We start from the raw sequence: 16,418 nt of genomic DNA, 5'->3' as shown, positions 1-16,418 counted from the left end.
TCCAGGTGTTCAAGCTCGTGCTCGCAGCTGCCTGGGAGGCCGAACAGTGTCCGATCCCTTCGTCCACCTCCACGTGCACACCGAATACTCCATGTTGGACGGCGCGGCCAAGGTGGGGCCGCTGTTCGCCGAGGCGAGCCGACTCGGCATGCCCGCCGTCGCCATGACCGACCACGGGAACATGTTCGGCGCCGCCGAGTTCTGGGAACAGGCCAGCGGATACCCCGACGTGAAGCCGATCCTCGGGATCGAGGCCTATGTCGCTCCGGGGAGCCGGTTCCACCGGAAGCCGGTGTTCTGGGGCGGAGCTGGCAGCGGGGACGAGGGCGGTGACGTGTCGGGCCGCGGCGCCTTCACCCACATGACGTTGCTCGCCGCCGACGCGACCGGGCTCCGCAATCTCTTCCGGTTGTCGTCCCTCGCCTCGATCGAAGGGCAGTACAAGAAGCCGAGGATGGACCGGGAGCTCCTCTCCAGGTTCGCGAGCGGACTCATCGCCACCACCGGGTGCCCCGGGGGCGAGGTGCCGACCCGGCTGCGCCTCGGTCAGTACCGGGAGGCGTTGCGGGCTGCCAGCGAGTACCGCGACATCCTCGGCAAGGAGAACTACCTCGTCGAGCTGATGGACCACGGCGTGCGGGTGGAACGCGACGTGCGGGAGGGTCTGCTCACGATCTCCCGGGATCTCGGTCTCGCGGTCGTGGCCACGAACGACAGCCACTACGTCACCCCGGACCAGGCCCAGGCCCATTCCGCCCTGCTCTGCGTGCAGACCGGCAGTACCTTGTCGGACCCCAGGAGGTTCCGGTTCGAGGGGGCCGGTTACCACCTGAAGTCGGCGGCCGAGATGCGGGAGTACTGGGACCGGGAGGTTCCCGGAGCCGCCGACACGACCTTGGACGTCGCGGAACGCGTCGGTTCCTACGCCGAGGTGTTCGGATTCGTGGACCGCTCACCACTGTTCCCCATCCCCGTCTCCGAGTTCTCCGGCCGGGCCGGGCAGGTCCTGGGCGCGCGGCGGGTTCGGGTCCACGAGGTGGCCGGCGCGTGTCCCCTGGTGCTCCGGATCGACGGGTTCGACTCGCTCGCCGCGGTGGGGGAGGCGCTGGACGGGCACGAGGGAATGACACCGGTCGTGCTCGTGGGAGGAGACGGCGGTACCGCCGACACCCTGGTGTTGTCAGAGGGGGTGCGGGTGTCGGCGGACCTGTTGCGGGTGTTGGACCAGGTGACGGGGGTGACGGTCGCCTGACCGCCGGTGCCCCTGCCGCCGGGTCGCGCCGGCTCCTCGTCACGCCGGAGCCGTGAACCGCCAGTGATGCCCGTCGGGGTCCGCGACGTGCGCGACGTGGCCATCCCCGTCGACCTGGGTCGCCGGGGTGACGATCCGCGCTCCGGCGGTTCGCGCCACCCCGAGGAGGGCGTCGAGCTCGACACGGGACGCGGCGGTGTGGGTGAGGACGGTGGCGGAGAACCCGTCGCCCCGCCCGTCCACGCCGACATCCCCCGCGAGCGCCCCGCGCGGGAGCAGGCCGAGCCGGAATGCGCCGGCGGTCACGGTGAAGTCGACGAACTTGTCACCGTAGTCCCGGTCCACCCGCATCCCCAGCGCCGCGTAGAACGTCGCGGACGCCTTCGGGCTGCCAACGCCGAGGTAGACGGCGGTCTCCACGAGGCTGGCCGGGGCGACGGCGGGAGCGGTGTTCCTCTTGTTGACCGCCGCCAGTTTCCAGACCGCGCCATCGGGCGCCCGGTAGGCGGCGGCGAACTCGCCGAACAGCCGCTTCCTCGGTGGCCTGACCACGGTCGCACCTCGGGAGGTGGCGTTGTCGAGGAGGGCCTCGACCTCACTGGGCTGGTTGACGATGGCCGAGAGGACGAGACCCCGGAAACCCGAGCTCGCCGGATTCGCGTCGACCTCCGCGGCGAGCTCCTCGACCCCCCGGAGGTCGATCCGCCCGGAGCCGGCCAGGTGGAGCGACGTGGAGGGCTCCCCGCCGGTGGTCGCGAGCGGGTACGCCGAGGCGTAGAAGTCGGTCGCCTCGGCGACCCGGGGGACGCCGAGGGTGATGCGGTCAAGGGTGAGCCGCACGGGGGTGGTCCTTCGTCCGGGTGCGGTGGTCGGGACGGGGCGGGCGGCGCTCAGGCCGTCTGGTTGACGCGGACGAGGTTCCCAGCCGGGTCACGGAAGGCGCAGTCGCGGACCCCGTAGTCCTGGTCCGCCGGTTCCTGCACGATGTCCGCGCCCGCGGCTTCGAGGCGTTCGAAGAGACCGTCCAGGTCGTCGGTGGCCAGCGTGATGGCCGCGAAACTTCCCTTCGCCATCAGTTCGGCGATGGTGCGGCGCTCGTCCTCGGAGATGCCCGGGTCGGCGGTCGGCGGGTGCAACACGATCGACGTCCCGGGCCGCCCGCGCGGGCCGACGGTGATCCAGCGCATCTCCTCGTACCCGACGTCGTCGAGGACCTCGAAGCCCAGCGCGTCCCGGTAGAACCGCAGCGCGGCCTCGGGGTCGGTGTGCGGGAGGAAGGCGTGGTGGACGGTGACGTTCATGCCCGGAACGCTAGGAGTGCCTACCGGGGTCGTGCTTCTTGATTCCTGACCGGTCTGGTCACCTGTTTCGCGAGGCAGGGTGGAATCCCGGCCGCGGCCTGGGAATGATCCCGCCGATAGGTGCTCGGTGGTACTCCGACCAGTTCCGCGAACCTCGTGCTGAACGTTCCCAGCGACGAGAAACCGACCTCGAAACACACCTCGGTGACACTGAGGTCCCCTCGGCGCAACAGGGTCATCGCCCGCTCGATGCGCCTCGTCATCAGGTACGAATAGGGCGACTCCCCGTACACGCGTCGGAACTCCCTGCTCAGGTGCCCGGCGGAGACATGAACTCCCCTGGCCAGTTCCTCGACGTTCAACGGCTTGGCGTACTCGCGGTCCATCCGGTCGCGGACCCGGCGGAGCGCCACGAGGTCCCGCAACCGTTGAGCCTCCGTGCGCCCAGCAGTCATGGGGGCATCGTGCCACGTCACGGCGCTGGCGTTCCCAACAGCCGCCCCACGTCGTGGCGCGAGCGGGTGTCCTGGCGGTCACCATCCCCGGCCCCACCGGGGAGCGCCGCCTCCCTTGGTGCCGGGTCGTGCGCCCGGCGGCCGCCGATCCGGTCAGGATTCGAGAAGCCGGCGGAATCGGGGGCGGCTACCGTCGCGTCCAGCTCTGATGAACCCCCGCCAGGAAAGGACCAGCGATGAGTTCCACGTCGCACGGGGAGGCCGGGTCGAACTCCGGCGGTTTCTCCGAACAGGAACGCGCCGCCATGAGGGAACGCGCCCAGGAACTGCGGAAGGAGGCGGGGCGCGGCCGAGGAGGAAAGGCGGCCGCGGACGAGGCCGACGTGCTGGCGAAGATCGGGGAGATGCCCGAACCGGACCGTTCGTCGGCGGAGCGCGTGCACGCGATCGTCACCAGCCACGCCCCCGATCTGGCCCCGAAACTGTGGTACGGGCAGCCCGCCTACGCGAGGAAGGGGAAGGTGGTCTGCTTCTTCCGCAGCGGCGCCGCCGACAAGGAGCGCTACTCGACGTTCGGGTTCACCCCCGAGGCACGCCTCGACGACGACGGCGGCCTGTGGCCGACCTCGTACGCGGTGTCCGAGCTGGGTGACCGGGCGGCGGAGACCATCGCCGCGCTGGTCGCGAGGGCCGTGGGCTGATCGAGGACGGTGGAGGGCTCGGCCCGCGACGGCTGCCGACGGCGATGTCTCCGGCGGCCCGGCCGCCTCCCGCCAGCCGAGAGGAACCGCCCCGGCGGGGCAGGGGACCGGGCTGGTAACCCCGAGCGCCCCGCCGACGACCCACGGTCGTGGGAACGAGAGCGGGAGCGGTCCTCGCCGTCGCCCTGGCCGCCGTGGGGTGCGGCGGGGTGGTCGAGCGGGAACCGGACCGGACGACAGGTTTCCGGCAGGTCTCGCGGGAGGCGTTCGACGCCGACGGGCTGACGTGGCCGCTGACGGTCGACACCGCCGAGGTGGGCTGCGAGGGCGGCGGCGCGGTCGTGGTGGTCGAGGGAACCGCCTACGGCATCACCGGAGCCGCCCAGGCCGCCGGAGTCCCCGCCCTGCCCGAGGACCTGTGGGCGGACGACTCGGGGATCGGCCACGGGGTGAAGGTCACGGTGTCGGACCTGATCTCCGTCGCGGGCTGCTGACCCCGGGCCTCGCGACCGGGTCCCCCGGTCAGGTCCCGGCGGCACGACGGGGGCGGAGGGGGCGATGTTCCGTCCGCTGCCACGGGGTGCCGGTGGTGTGGTCCGCCCGGCTCCCGCTGGCCGGGCGGATTGGGAACAGCCCCGGCTCCGCCTGGGGTCGGGTGGCTGGTGGGGCTCTCGCGCGGGCGGTCGGCCTTGACGGCGTCGGCCAGGGCCACGAAGGCGGCCGGTGAGGTTCGACGATCTCGCGTGTCCGTGCCCGAGTCGACGTCCCTCGTCGGCTCGGGCTGGCGGGCGCGCATCCCGCGTCCCGGTGGCCGTCGGCACGCCCCGCCGCGTCGGCTCGCCGCACCGACCAGGGCCCGGCTGGCCACCGCGACGAGCCCGGCGGGCGTGGCTGGTGGTTGCTCCCCCACGCGGCAGCGCCGGGTGGGGTGGCGGTTCTGGGCCCTGCTGCCGGCAGGTGGAGTGACGGGGGTCATGACCGCAGGTCAGCGGGCCCGAATTCAGGACCAACGTCCCGGGAGAACGGGACCCTGACCGTCCGCTTCCCGGCCTCCGCCGCCCCTAGCGTCCTCGCTTGAGGGCGAGAGGAGCGGGTCGTGGAGATCCTCGACGTGGCGCGGTGGCAGTTCGGCATCACCACCGTCTACCACTTCCTGATGGTGCCGCTGACCATCGGTTTGTCGGTCCTGGTCGCGGTGATGCAGACCGCCTGGCACCGCACGGGCAAGCCCGAGTACCTGGCGATGACCAAGTTCTGGGGCAAGTTGATGCTCATCAACTTCGCGATGGGCGTGGTGACCGGCATCGTGCAGGAATTCCAGTTCGGCATGAACTGGAGCGAGTACTCCCGGTTCGTCGGGGACGTGTTCGGCGCGCCGCTGGCGATGGAGGGCCTGGTCGCCTTCTTCGTCGAGTCGACCTTCCTCGGGTTGTGGATCTTCGGGTGGGGCCGGCTGCCGAAGCGGGTGCACCTGGCCTGCATCTGGGCCGCGTCCCTGGCGACCGTGCTCTCCGCCTACTTCATCCTCTCGGCGAACTCGTGGATGCAGCACCCCGTCGGTGTCGCCCTCGACGAGGACGGTCGGCCTCGTCTCACCTCGGTGTGGGAGCTGCTGACCAACTCCACCGTGTTGGCCGCCTTCCCACACACCATCGCCGGGTCGTTCGCCGTCGCCGGGTCCTTCCTGGTCGGTATCGCCGCCTGGCACCTGGCCCGGCGGCACCGCGACACCCCCAAGGACGACCCCGACCGCCGGGTCTGGCACCGCTCGCTCCGGTTGGGCGGCTGGGTCGGGGTGGTGTCCTTCGCCGCCGTCGCGATCACCGGTGACCTCCAGGCGAAGCTGATGTTCGAGCAGCAGCCCATGAAGATGGCGGCGGCGGAGGCGCTCTGCCACACCGAGGCCCCGGCCGGTTTCTCGGTGTTCGCGGTCGGGGACGTGAGCCGGCCGGACTGCGAGAGCGTCAAGAGCATCACCGTCCCCGGGCTGCTCTCGATGTTGGCGCACAGCGACTTCTCCACCGAGGTCCGGGGCGTCGAGCAACTCGTCGACGAGTACACCGAGCGGTACGGGACGAACTACCCCGACGACCCGAGGCTGGGCGAGATGGCCGGCCAACCCATCGACTACGTGCCCTCCCTGCCCATCACCTACTGGGGTTTCCGGCTCATGATCGGCTTCGGGGTGGTCGCCGCCGGGGCCTGCGCGTTCGCGTTGTGGGTGACGAGGAAGGGCCGGGTGCCCCGGTCGCGGTGGTTCGCCCCGTTGGCGCTCGCCGGCATCGCGGCCCCGTTCCTGGCCAACACCTTCGGCTGGATCTTCACCGAGATGGGCCGCCAACCCTTCGTGGTGGTGCCCAACCCGACCGGCGTGGACGGGGTGTGGATGTACACGGCGCAGGCGGTGTCCCCAGGGGTGTCGCTGGGCTCGGCCGTGTTCTCGCTGGTCGCGCTCACCGCCGTCTACGCGGTGCTCGCCGTGGTCGAGGTGTTCCTCCTCGCCCGTTACGCCCGCGCGGGCGTGTCCGGGGTGATGCGACCGCCCTGGGAGGAGCCCGACGAGGAGGGGAAGTCGGGTGACGGCCCGGGTGGGAGTGACGGACGCGGGGGAGGCGGCGGTGACGTGCTCGCCTTCGCCTACTGAGCCCCGGGCGGGCCGTCCGCCCGCTGACCCGCCCGGCGCCCGGACCGGCCGCCCCCAGCCTGCCACCGGTTGAGAAGGAGACCGTCGTGGACCTGCCCACCTTCTGGTTCTGCGTGATCGCCGTGCTGTGGCTCGGCTACTTCTTCCTGGAGGGCTTCGACTTCGGCGTCGGCATGCTGCTCGGCCCCATGACCAGGGACGACACCGAGCGCCGGGTGATGGTGAACACCATCGGCCCGGTGTGGGACGGCAACGAGGTCTGGGTGATCGTCGCGGTCGGCGCGACCTTCGCGGCCTTCCCCGAGTGGTACGCGGCGCTGCTGTCCGGGGCCTACCTGCCGATCCTGTTCATCCTGCTGGCGTTGATCGGGCGGGGGGTGGCCTTCGAGTACCGGGGCAAGGTCGACAGCCACCGCTGGCGGCGGAACTGGGACCGGGTCATCCAGATCGGGTCGTGGATCCCGCCGCTGGGGTGGGGCCTGGTGATCACCGGCACCGCGACCGGGCTGCCGATCGATTCCAACGGTGACCTGCGCGGTGGGGTGATGGACCTGCTGCGGTTGGACACCATCCTCGGCGCGGTGGCGTTGACCGCGTTCAGCCTGCTGCACGGCGCGGTGTTCGTCGCGCTCAAGACCGACGGGACCGTCCGGCACCGGGCGCACGGGGTGGTGCGGCGGTTCGGTCCGCTGCTGCTCGCCCCGGTCCTCGCGCTGCTCGTGCTCGTCCAACTCCGCCAGGGCACCCTGTGGACCGCGGTCGTGGCGGGCCTGGCGGCGGCGGCCGGGGTTCTCGCCCTGGTGTGGATGCGGCTCAACCGGGAGGGGCGGGCCTTCGCCTCGCTGGCGGTGCTGATCACCGGGGTCGTGGTGGTGCTCTTCGGTTCGCTCTACCCCAACGTGCTGCCCTCCACGGTGGACGAGGCGTTCTCCCTGACGGTGGCCGGCGCGGCATCCAGCCCCTACACGCTGACCGTCATCACCTGGGTCGCCGCTTTCGGCACCCCAGCGGTGCTGGTCTACCAGGGCTGGACGTACTGGGTGTTCCGGCGGCGGATCAGCACGGCGAACATCCCACCGGTGCGGGTCCCGTGAGGCTCCACGACCCGGTGCGGGGAGGGCGACGGTGCGGGGCGGGCCGGTGGCTCGGCGGTACGTCCGCATGGCGGACGCGGAGGAGGTGACGGACGGGATGGCTCTGGACACCGACCGGACCCGCCCGGAGAGTGCAGGGGTGGGAATCTCCGCTCGACGGTTCCGAGGCCCGCTCGGACCGCTGCCGGCCCTGTCGACCTCGGCCCGCCGATCGCTGGTCGTCATCGGCCTGCTCGCGGTCGCCGACGCCGTGCTGCTCGTCGCGCAGGCGGTCGGTCTTGCCACCGCGCTCACCGGGGTCGTGGTGGACCGGGTACCCGCCGGGGACGTCCTCGCGCCCCTGGGGTGGGCGGCGGCGGCGGTCCTGGGCCGGTCAGTGGTCGCGTGGGCGCTGGAGTCGACCTCGGCCCGCGCGGCCGGAGGGGTCAAACGGGAGCTGCGGTCCGCGCTGCTCGACTCGGCCCTCGGCCGTGGCCCGGAGTGGATCCACCGGGGCGGTGGGGACGACGCCGTCGCGGGCGGGGTGGGCCGGCTCAGCAGTCTGGCGACGACCGGGCTGGACGCTCTCGACCCGTACTTCCGCGCCTACCTGCCCGCACTGGTGACGGCGGCGGCGGTGCCGCCGCTCGTCGGCGGGTGGATCCTGCTCACCGACCCGCCGTCGGCCGCGCTGGTGTTGGTGACCGTGCCGCTGATCCCGCTGTTCGCGGCGCTCATCGGGCGCTACACCGAGCACCGCTCCCGCCGGGCGGCCGACGCCACCGCCCGGTTGTCCGGGCACCTGCTCGAACTCGTCCGGTCCCTCGGGGTGCTCACCGCGTTCCGGCGGGCCGGTCAACAGGCCGAGGCGGTGCGACGGGTCAACGAGAGCCATCGGAAGGCGAGCATGGGCACGCTGCGGGTGGCGTTCCTGTCGGCGCTGGCCCTGGAGCTGCTGGCCAGCCTGTCGGTGGCGCTGGTCGCGGTCAACATCGGCCTCCGGCTGGTCTCCGGGTCGGTGGAGCTGGTCACGGCGCTGGTCGTGCTCCTGCTCGTGCCCGAGTGCTACCGGCCGCTGCGGGCGGCGGGAGCCGCCTACCACGCCAGCGAGGACGGGGTGGAGGCCGTGCGGCGGGTGCACGAGGTGCTCGTCGGCGGTACGGCCGCGGCGGTATCGGACGGTTCCTCCGAGGCGCCGCCACCTCGGGTGGCGGAACTGCGGGTGTCCGGGCTGCGGGTCGCCCGCCGGGACCGGTTCGCGCCGGACGGCCTGTCCTTCACCGTCTCCGCCGGTCAGATCCTCCGGCTCGACGCGCCACCAGGACCGAGCTCGGACCGGGGGCGGGTGGTCGGGGTCCGGGGCGCGGTGGCGGCGAACGACCCCCACCAGCGGCTCACCCCCGGACGGGTCCTGGCGCCGGACCGCGCCGGCGACCGGGGAATCGGTCCCAGCGGCAGCGGGAAGAGCACCACCTTCTCGGTCCTGATGGGTTTCGTCCGGCCGGACGAGGGCCAGGTCCTCGCCGACGGTCGGGACGTCACGCGGTGGGAGCCGGACCGGTGGCGGTCGGCGCTGGCCTGGGTCCCCCAGCACCCCCGGTTCACCGCGGAGACGGTCAGCGAGGAGTTGCGGTTGGCGCTGAGCGACCGGCCCGGGGCGACGGCCACCGACGCCGAGCTGGGGGAGGTAGCGGCCTCCGTCGGCGCCGCCCGGCTGCTCGGCCGGTCGGTCCGCACCCTGTCGGTCGGCGAGCGCCAACGGGTCGCGGTCGCCCGGGCACTGCTGCGGGTGCGGCACGGGGCCAGCGTGCTGCTGCTCGACGAACCGACCGCGAACCTGGACCGCGTCACCGCCGCGCGGGTGATGGCCGCCGTGGAGGACGCGGCCGATCGGGGGGCGGTCGTGGTGCTGGCGACGCACCGCCCCACCGCCGCCGAGGCGTCGCCCCCGCCCTCGTCCGGCGAGGCGACGACCGCGCCAGGAGGGGGCGGGGAGCCGGTGGCTGGTCCCGCCGCCAGCCGGCTTCGCGACCTGGTGGACCGGCGGACGGCCCTCGGCGTCGTCCTCGGGGCGTTCGCCCTGGCCGCGGGGGTGGCGCTCACCGGCACCGCGGCCTGGCTGATCGCCACCGCCGCCGGGCAACCACCGGTGCTCACCCTCACCGTCGCGGCGGTGTCGGTGCGCACCTTCGCGCTGTCCAAGGCGTTGCTGCGCTACCTGGAGCGGCTCGTCTCCCACGACGCGGCGTTCCGGCTGTCCGGCCGGCTGCGGGTCCGGCTGTGGAACGCCCTGGTCCGGCTCGGTCCGGCCCGGGTCCCGCGCCGTCGCGACTCCGACACGGCGGCCCGGTTGGTCGGTGACGTCGACCAGGTCCGGGACCTGGTCCCCAGGGTCCTGCTGCCGCCGGCGGCGGCACTGCTGGTCGGGGCGATGGTGGTGCTGGCCCACTCCCTGATCCTGCCGTCCGCCGGCGCGGTGACGGCGGTGGCGCTGGTGCTCGCGCTCGGCGGGGGGTCCCTGGCCGCCCTGGCCGTGCAGCGCCGGGCCGAGCGGCGGGTCGCGGCTGGTCGGCGTCGCGTCGCGGTCGGCGTCCTCGACCTGCTGGACTCCGCCGCGGACCTGGTCGCCGTTGGCGCGGCCGGGCGACGTCGCGCCGCGTTGGCCGAGGATGACCGCGAGCTCGGCCGGCAGGCCGCTCGGGCCGCGCTCGGCGCCGGTGCCGGGTCCGCCGTCCTCACCGCCGTCGTCGGCGCCGCCGCGCTGGCGAACCTGTGGCTGGGTGCGTCGGCCGTGGCCGCCGGGGCGTTGAACCCGGTGCTGGTCGCCGTGTTGGTGCTGTCCACCCTGGCGGTCGCCGAGGTCGTGGCCACCGTCCCACCCGCGGTGACCCAGGCGGGCGCGCTGCGCGACGCCCAGCGTCGCCTCGACGAGGTGTGGGGTGAGGCCGAGGACGACGGTGCCGTCGAACCCGGGGGAGCGACGACCCTGCCGTCCCCGGACGGCGAGGTGGTGCTGCGTGACGTGGACGCGGGGTGGCCCGGACACCGCCAGCCGGTGCTGCGGGAGGTGACGTTGCGGGTGCCCGCCGGAGCGCACGTGGCCGTGCTCGGACCGTCCGGGGCGGGGAAGTCCACCCTGCTGGCGCTCCTGCTGGGATTCGTGCCGCCGCGCACCGGCGTCGCCAGGCTGCCCGACCGGGTGGCGTGGTGCCCGCAGGACCCCGCCCTGGTTTCCACCTCCGTGCGGGAGAACCTCCGCGTCGCGCGGCCCGGGGCCGGGGACGCCGAGCTGCGGCGCGCGCTGGCGGTCGCCGGTCTCCCCGACTGGGGTGACCGGTTGGACGCGGTGCTCGGCAGCGGCGGACTCAGCGTGTCCGGGGGTGAGGCCGCCCGGTTGGGGATCGCCAGGGCGGTCCTCGCCGCCCCCGACTCGGGGCTGGTGCTGTTGGACGAGCCGACCGCCCACCTCGACGCCACCACCTCCCGCGAGGTGCTGGCCAGGCTGCGCGCCGAGTTCGCCGGGCGGACCGTGGTGCACGTCACGCACCGACCGGAGGAGGTGCTGGACGCCGACCTCGTCGTGGAGGTGCGCTCAGGCGCGGTTCGCGAGTACCAGGACCTCGACCTCCTGGTGCTGGCCGGTTCGGATCGGGCGCGCACCGAGGGGGCGGCCAGCGGTGACCGCGTCAGCATTCCCCGGCAGAACACGGGGGGCGAGTAGCGTGGCCGCTGCCATGATGGACTCCACTCTCGCCAGGGACACCCTGGCCGCGGCGACTGAGATCACCACGGCCGCCATGTCCCACGACGAGCCCGAAGCGGTGTTGCCGCTGGTCGCGCGGAGGGCCGCCGCCCTCACCGAGGCCGACCTGTGCCTGGTGATGGTGCGCGCCGAGGACGGGAGCCTGACGGTCGAGGCCGCGCACGCCGACCGGAACTCCGCCGGGCGGGTGCGGGACCCGATGGGCGCGGTGCTCTCCCCCCGCTCGGTGGCCTCCCGGGTCGCCCGTCGAGGGGTGCCGATGGTCGTCGACGACGTGACCGCCGATCCGAGCACCTCCCCGTTCGTGCCGCCGCAGCTGCGCGGGTACGGCCCGTTCGCCGTCGCGCCCTTCGGGACCCGGGAGCGCCGGTTGGGGGCGTTGGCGGTCTACCGGTGGCGGGGGGCGAGGTCGTTCGCGCCGACGACGGTCGAGGTGCTGGCGGCCTTCGCGGCCCAGGCGGGGTTGGCCATCGTGCTCGCCGAGGGTTCCACCGCCCGGCAACGGGTGGCGGTCTACCAGGAGCGGGAGCGGATCGCCCGCGACCTGCACGACGTCGTCGTGCAACGGCTGTACGCCGCCGGGGTGCGGCTCGACCTGCTCGGCCGTCGGCTCGCCGGCCGGCTGGAACCGGCGGACGAGGCCCGGTTGGCCGACATTGTCGAGCAGTTGGACGGCACGATCGGCGAGATCAGGGACACCGTCCGCGAGCTGCGGTCCACCGACCCGGCCGACCAGGGGGCCGCCGTCGACCTGCCCGATTCGGTGCGGGCCGAGGTGGCCACGGCGGCCGGCCTGCTCGACCTCACCCCGACCCTGGACCTGGTCGGTGGGTGTGACGACGTGCCCGTGGTGGTCGCCGACCACGCGCGGGCCGCGCTGCGGGAGGCGCTGTCCAACGTGGTGCGCCACTCGGGAGCCCGGTCGTTGGCCGTCGAGCTGCACCGCTACCCGGGGGGCCTGCGGCTGCGGGTCGCCGACGACGGCTGCGGTATCCCCCGGGGTGTCACCCGGCGGGGGCTCCTCCACCTGGAGGAGCGGGCGGCGGCGGCCGGTGGCCAGTGCCGGGTGGAGTCCTCCCCGGACACCGGGACGACGGTGACCTGGGAGGTACCGCTGTACTGAACCGGGGTGAGGTCGACTCGCGGTGGGGGCCGGCTGCCACGACGATCGCCTCATGACCCATGTCGTCCCGAAGCAGGGCAGGACCACCATCCCCGGGAACACGCTCATCGTCCCGACACCCGAGCACGGCCGTGAGCTGGCGCTCCAACTGGCCAGGCACTCCGTCCAGCACATCCAACCCGACCACGAGATCCTCCGCGGCGGCCGGCCCCACTACGCCACCGACCCCGACAGCCTCATCGAGGCGGCGCAGGTCGTGGCGACGGAGTTCGCGACCATCGCCGCCGCCAACGACTACTGGCGTTGATCCTCCCCGGTGCCGGGCCCGTCGGGGTGCTCGCCCGGCGGTCCCGGCCCGTGGTGTGAGGCGACGGGAACCGGGCCTCAGGCCAGGACGCCCCCGTCGATGGGCAGCACCGCCCCGTTGACGAAGGAGGCGCGGGGGCTGGCGAGGAAGACGACGCCGGCGGCGATCTCCTCCGGCCTGCCGTACCGCCCCATCGGGTTCATCGCCAGTTGGGCGGGTGCGGACGGTCCGCCGGCCGGGTTCATGTCGGTGTCGACCGAGCCGGGCTCGACCACGTTGACCGTGATCCCGCGCGGGGCGAGGTCGCGGGCGGCGCCCCTGCTGTAGCCGACGACGGCCGCCTTGGTCGCCGAGTAGTCGGCCCCTCCGGAGAGGGAGGCGCGGCTCCCGAGCGTGGATCCGATGGTGATGATCCGGCCACCTTCGCCGAGGATCGGGGCCGCCGCGCGGATGGCCGCGACCACACCGCCGACGTTGATCCCGAACTGGCGGTCGAAGGCGGCGGCGGATCCCGTGTCGTCCAGGGGACCCCGCACCGACACTCCGGCGTTGTTGACGAGCACGTCCAGCCGTCCGAAGTCCCGGGCCACCGCGCGGACCAGTTCGCCGACCTGATCCGGGTCGGCCTGGTCGGCCCGGTACGCGGCGGCCCGTACTCCCCGGTTCCGCAGCTCGCGCACGACCTCGTCCGCCAGCGCTTCCGACGTGCCGTAGCTGATGGCCACGTCCGCGCCCTCGGCGGCCAGCGCCGCCGCGACGGCGGCCCCGATCCCCCGCGAACCGCCCGTCACCAGCGCGACCCGTCCAGCCAGTTCTTCCGACATGTGCCCTCCGTCCCCAGGGGTGTGGGCGGGCGCCCACACTTCTGTACTGATAGGTACAGAACGGGGACTGTACCCTAACGATCGGTACAGAAGTAGGGGGTGCGCATGGCGGTGGGGCGACCGCGCGGGTTCGACGTCGACGAACGCCTGGACCGCGCGCTGGAGGTCTTCTGGCGGCAGGGTTATGAGGGCACCGCGCTGTCCGACCTCACCGAGGCGATGGGGATCAACCGGCCCAGCCTCTACTCGGCCTACGGGAACAAGGAGGAGCTGTTCCGGGCCGTGGTGCTCCGCTACGCCGAGGGGCCTGGTGGTCACCTGCGGGCGGCACTGCTGGCACCCACGGCGCGAGCCGTGGTCGAACGACTGCTCAGGGGCACCGTCGAGGTCGTGACAGCCAGGGACCACGGCGGATGCCTGTTCGTCCAGGCGGCACTCGCCACGGGAGAACAGGGAGGGCGTCCGCGCGACGAACTCGCCTCCTGGCGCCGCTCCGGAGAACTGGAGTTGCGGCGACGGCTCCAGCGGGCGCGGGACGAGGGGGACCTCCCCGGGGACCTGGACGCGGCCGACCTCGCCCGGCACGTCATGACCACGTCCCACGGGCTCGCCGTGCAGGCCACGCACGGAGCCACCCGCGCGGAGCTCGACCGGGTCGTCGAGCTGTTCCTGTCCGGCCCGCCCTGGGCGGAGTCGCCCGCCTGAGCGGGGCGGGCCGCCGCCCCTCCGGGCGACCCGCCCGAGGATGACCGCGCCGCCAAGGGCGGGCGAGTGTCCGCTGACGGCGTTCCGCCCCGGCGGCACCAGGCCCAACCCGGGGAGTCCAGCCCGACCGGAGGCGCTCCCCTCAGGGGCGCCGGCCGCGACGGGCGATCCAGGCGGCGGCCTGCGTCCTCCGCTGCATCCCCAACTTCGCCAACACCGAGGTCACGTAGTTCTTCACCGTCTTCTCGGCCAGGAAGAGGCGCTGGGCGATCTGCCGGTTGGTCAGGCCCTCCCCGATCAGGTCGAGCACCCGGCGTTCCTGTTCGGTCAGCGCGGCCAGTTCCTCCGGGGTCTGCTCGCGGCGGATGCGTTCCAGCACCCGCTCGGTGGTGACGGAGTCCAGCAGGGACCGGCCCGACGCCACCTCCCGCACGGCGGTGACCAGATCCTGGCCTCGTACCTGTTTCAGCAGGTAGCCGGAGGCACCGGCGATGATCGCGCCCACCATCGCCTGTTCGTCGTCGAAGGCGGTGAGCACCAGGCAGCGAGGTGGGCGGTCGAGCTGACGGAGTTCGCGGCACAGTGACACGCCGTCGCCGTCGGGGAGGCGCACGTCGACGACGGCGACCTGGGGGGCCACCAGGCGGGCCCTGGCCAGGGCCTCGCCCGCGCTGCCGGCCTCGGCCACGACCTCGATGTCGTCCTCGGAGTCCAACAGGTCCCGCAGGCCTCGGCGGACGACCTCGTGGTCGTCGACGAGGAGCACACGAATGGGCACGGCACCACGCTACGACCCGAGCGGCCAGCCCTTTCGAGGGCTGCCCCCCCGAGGTGACGGCGGCTACGTCCGGGCGGGTGCCTGCTGGCACTCGCCTATGTCGAGTGCCAGTTTTTTGGCGAGTTCGGGAACAACGCCAGCGCCGGCACCGTTGGCACTCATGACAGGTGAGTGCCAAATCGGGTCGGTGGGAGTGGGGCGGGGAACCCCGTCAGCCGAGCCGGTGGGCACGCACGGGACCGAGTGCCGATTCGGAGCGGAGAGGGAGTTCGAGATGACCACGAGTGCTCGTCGACCGGTGTGGGATCCGTTCAGCGCGCTGGTGCGCGGTGTCGACAGGGATATCGACCGCAGGTTCGACGCGATGGTCGACCGGGCCTTCGGGGCCCGGCGCGCGGCCGGGTTCGTCCCGGCGGCGGACGTGGTGCGCAGCGGTGAGGACGTGCTGATCACGCTGGAGCTGCCCGGGGTGGACATCACCAACGACGTCGCCGTCGAGGTGTCCCAGGGCCGGCTGGTGATCAGCGGCCAGCGGCGTGAGGAGGAACGGGCCGACAGCGACGCGGTCCTCGCCAGGGAGATCAGGGGCGGCGGTTTCCGCCGCGAGTTCGCCCTGCCCCGGCACGTGACCGCCGAGCAGGTGAGCGCCGACTACGACCAGGGGCTGCTGCGGGTCCTCGTGCGGCAGGTCACGCCCCGCGAGGCGGTGGCCACCCGGGTGCCCGTCCGGCAGGCGGCGGTGGGGACGACCGTCGAGCCCGCCGAGCCCGAGGGCGAGCGGCCCACCTCGGAGTGAGCGATCAGGTGACCCCGGCCCTGCGCGCGGGCCGGGGTCACTGGTCGGGGTCAACGGATGTCGGCCAACACCTCGTCCCATGCCGCCGCGATCTGCCGAGCGCAGGTCTCGGGAGCGACGCCACCCACCCCCGTGCCCAGACCGGGCATCGCGACGCTGCGCACGGCGTGCCGGACCGGCATGCCGCTCTCCAGCAGTCCCTCCGCCCAGAGCCGGAGCACGGCTCGCGCGGCGAGGTAGGGGTGCACGGTGTCCTGGGGAAGGAGCTCCCCGGGTTCCCGCATGGTCGGCGCGCTGATCAGCCAGCCGGGCCGGGCCGCCCCGGTGGGCACCGCGAGCGATTCACCCACCGGCAGCTCCCCACCGTGGTAGGCGAGTACGGCACTGCGGACGTGCTCCTCGACCTGGGGGAAAGCCCGGGCGTAGAGCGCGTCGATGCCGCCGCGCATCCAGCCGTACGAGTTGGCCGGGCTGACCACCGCGTCGACGGGAAGTTCCAGGATGGAGCCCTGGTGCACGCTCATTCCCGGTCTTGCCTCGGAGATCTCGTGCCACGCCTTCGCCATGCGGTCGTCCAGCGCGCAGAGCACCAGCTGGAGCTGTTGGCCTCCTCGGAGTGTGGAACGCACCGAAACGTCGGTCACGCCCCAAGCATTTCAGGAGCCCGACCGCCGACGTAACCAGGGCGTCCGTTGC

At 73.2% G+C, this 16,418-nt stretch carries 15 protein-coding genes and 1 pseudogene; 10 read left to right on the top strand and 6 right to left on the bottom strand.

What is annotated here, in order from left to right:
- Positions 1-46: 46 nt before the first annotated feature.
- Positions 47-958: pseudogene (locus tag G443_RS15665) on the top strand (PHP domain-containing protein); the annotation flags it as partial.
- Between the two features lie 333 nt (positions 959-1,291).
- On the opposite strand, the gene G443_RS15660 reads toward G443_RS15665, so the two are convergent.
- From G443_RS15660 to G443_RS15650, 3 genes are read right to left on the bottom strand one after another with little or no spacing between them, the layout of a single operon-like run.
- Positions 1,292-2,092: a VOC family protein gene (locus G443_RS15660; protein WP_051313522.1), complete on the bottom strand. Its 801-nt coding sequence runs from the start codon at positions 2,090-2,092 to the stop codon at positions 1,292-1,294.
- Between the two features lie 50 nt (positions 2,093-2,142).
- A complete protein-coding gene (locus G443_RS15655; RefSeq protein WP_026417753.1) occupies positions 2,143-2,553 on the bottom strand; it encodes a VOC family protein in 411 nt (136 codons plus the stop codon).
- Between the two features lie 20 nt (positions 2,554-2,573).
- Positions 2,574-3,008 (bottom strand): helix-turn-helix transcriptional regulator, encoded by a 435-nt coding sequence (locus G443_RS15650; RefSeq protein WP_026417752.1) that lies wholly within the window; start codon positions 3,006-3,008, stop codon positions 2,574-2,576.
- Positions 3,009-3,244: 236 nt separating this feature from the next.
- Between G443_RS15650 and G443_RS15645 the strand changes: the two genes are divergently transcribed.
- The 7 genes from G443_RS15645 (at position 3,245) to G443_RS15615 (ending at position 12,619) form a co-directional block, all read left to right on the top strand.
- Positions 3,245-3,709: a DUF1801 domain-containing protein gene (locus G443_RS15645; protein ID WP_026417751.1), complete on the top strand. Its 465-nt coding sequence runs from the start codon at positions 3,245-3,247 to the stop codon at positions 3,707-3,709.
- A 149-nt stretch (positions 3,710-3,858) separates the two neighbouring features.
- On the top strand, positions 3,859-4,203 hold the full coding sequence (locus tag G443_RS15640) for a hypothetical protein (RefSeq protein WP_026417750.1): 345 nt from the start codon (positions 3,859-3,861) through the stop codon (positions 4,201-4,203).
- A gap of 602 nt (positions 4,204-4,805) precedes the next feature.
- Complete coding sequence (locus G443_RS15635; RefSeq protein ID WP_026417749.1) at positions 4,806-6,353, top strand: cytochrome ubiquinol oxidase subunit I; 1,548 nt, start codon at positions 4,806-4,808, stop codon at positions 6,351-6,353.
- 86 nt (positions 6,354-6,439) lie between these two features.
- Positions 6,440-7,447 carry a cytochrome d ubiquinol oxidase subunit II gene (cydB, locus tag G443_RS15630; RefSeq protein WP_026417748.1) on the top strand — a complete coding sequence of 336 codons (1,008 nt, stop codon included), beginning with the start codon at positions 6,440-6,442 and terminating at the stop codon, positions 7,445-7,447.
- A 139-nt stretch (positions 7,448-7,586) separates the two neighbouring features.
- Positions 7,587-11,147, top strand: a complete 3,561-nt coding sequence (gene cydC / locus G443_RS15625; protein WP_162147274.1) for a thiol reductant ABC exporter subunit CydC — start codon at positions 7,587-7,589, stop codon at positions 11,145-11,147.
- 16 nt (positions 11,148-11,163) lie between these two features.
- Positions 11,164-12,312, top strand: a complete 1,149-nt coding sequence (locus G443_RS15620) for a GAF domain-containing sensor histidine kinase (protein WP_026417747.1) — start codon at positions 11,164-11,166, stop codon at positions 12,310-12,312.
- Between the two features lie 52 nt (positions 12,313-12,364).
- Entirely contained in the window at positions 12,365-12,619 is a 255-nt protein-coding gene (locus G443_RS15615) for a hexameric tyrosine-coordinated heme protein (RefSeq protein WP_026417746.1), read from the top strand.
- Between the two features lie 77 nt (positions 12,620-12,696).
- On the opposite strand, the gene G443_RS15610 is transcribed toward G443_RS15615, so the two are convergent.
- Complete coding sequence (locus G443_RS15610) at positions 12,697-13,443, bottom strand: SDR family NAD(P)-dependent oxidoreductase (RefSeq protein ID WP_026417745.1); 747 nt, start codon at positions 13,441-13,443, stop codon at positions 12,697-12,699.
- Between the two features lie 105 nt (positions 13,444-13,548).
- Between G443_RS15610 and G443_RS15605 the strand changes: the two genes are divergently transcribed.
- Positions 13,549-14,148, top strand: a complete 600-nt coding sequence (locus G443_RS15605; RefSeq protein ID WP_026417744.1) for a TetR/AcrR family transcriptional regulator — start codon at positions 13,549-13,551, stop codon at positions 14,146-14,148.
- A gap of 142 nt (positions 14,149-14,290) precedes the next feature.
- Here the strand turns inward: G443_RS15605 and G443_RS15600 are convergent, their stop codons facing one another.
- The gene (locus G443_RS15600) at positions 14,291-14,926 is read right to left on the bottom strand and encodes a response regulator (RefSeq protein ID WP_026417743.1); all 636 of its coding nucleotides are present in this window, start codon (positions 14,924-14,926) and stop codon (positions 14,291-14,293) included.
- A gap of 274 nt (positions 14,927-15,200) precedes the next feature.
- On the opposite strand from G443_RS15600, the gene G443_RS15595 reads away from it, so the two are divergent.
- A complete protein-coding gene (locus tag G443_RS15595) occupies positions 15,201-15,722 on the top strand; it encodes an Hsp20 family protein (protein ID WP_035273913.1) in 522 nt (173 codons plus the stop codon).
- A gap of 50 nt (positions 15,723-15,772) precedes the next feature.
- On the opposite strand, the gene G443_RS15590 is transcribed toward G443_RS15595, so the two are convergent.
- Positions 15,773-16,366, bottom strand: coding sequence for a macro domain-containing protein (locus tag G443_RS15590; RefSeq protein ID WP_245588701.1), 594 nt, complete (start codon positions 16,364-16,366; stop codon positions 15,773-15,775).
- Between the last annotated feature and the right edge of the window lie 52 nt (positions 16,367-16,418).

It is taken from the genome of Actinoalloteichus caeruleus DSM 43889, from assembly GCF_000429185.2.
Lineage (GTDB): Bacteria > Actinomycetota > Actinomycetes > Mycobacteriales > Pseudonocardiaceae > Actinoalloteichus_B > Actinoalloteichus_B caeruleus.
Note: the sequence above shows the minus strand (reverse complement) of the source record. Positions and strands in the feature narration are given on the sequence as shown.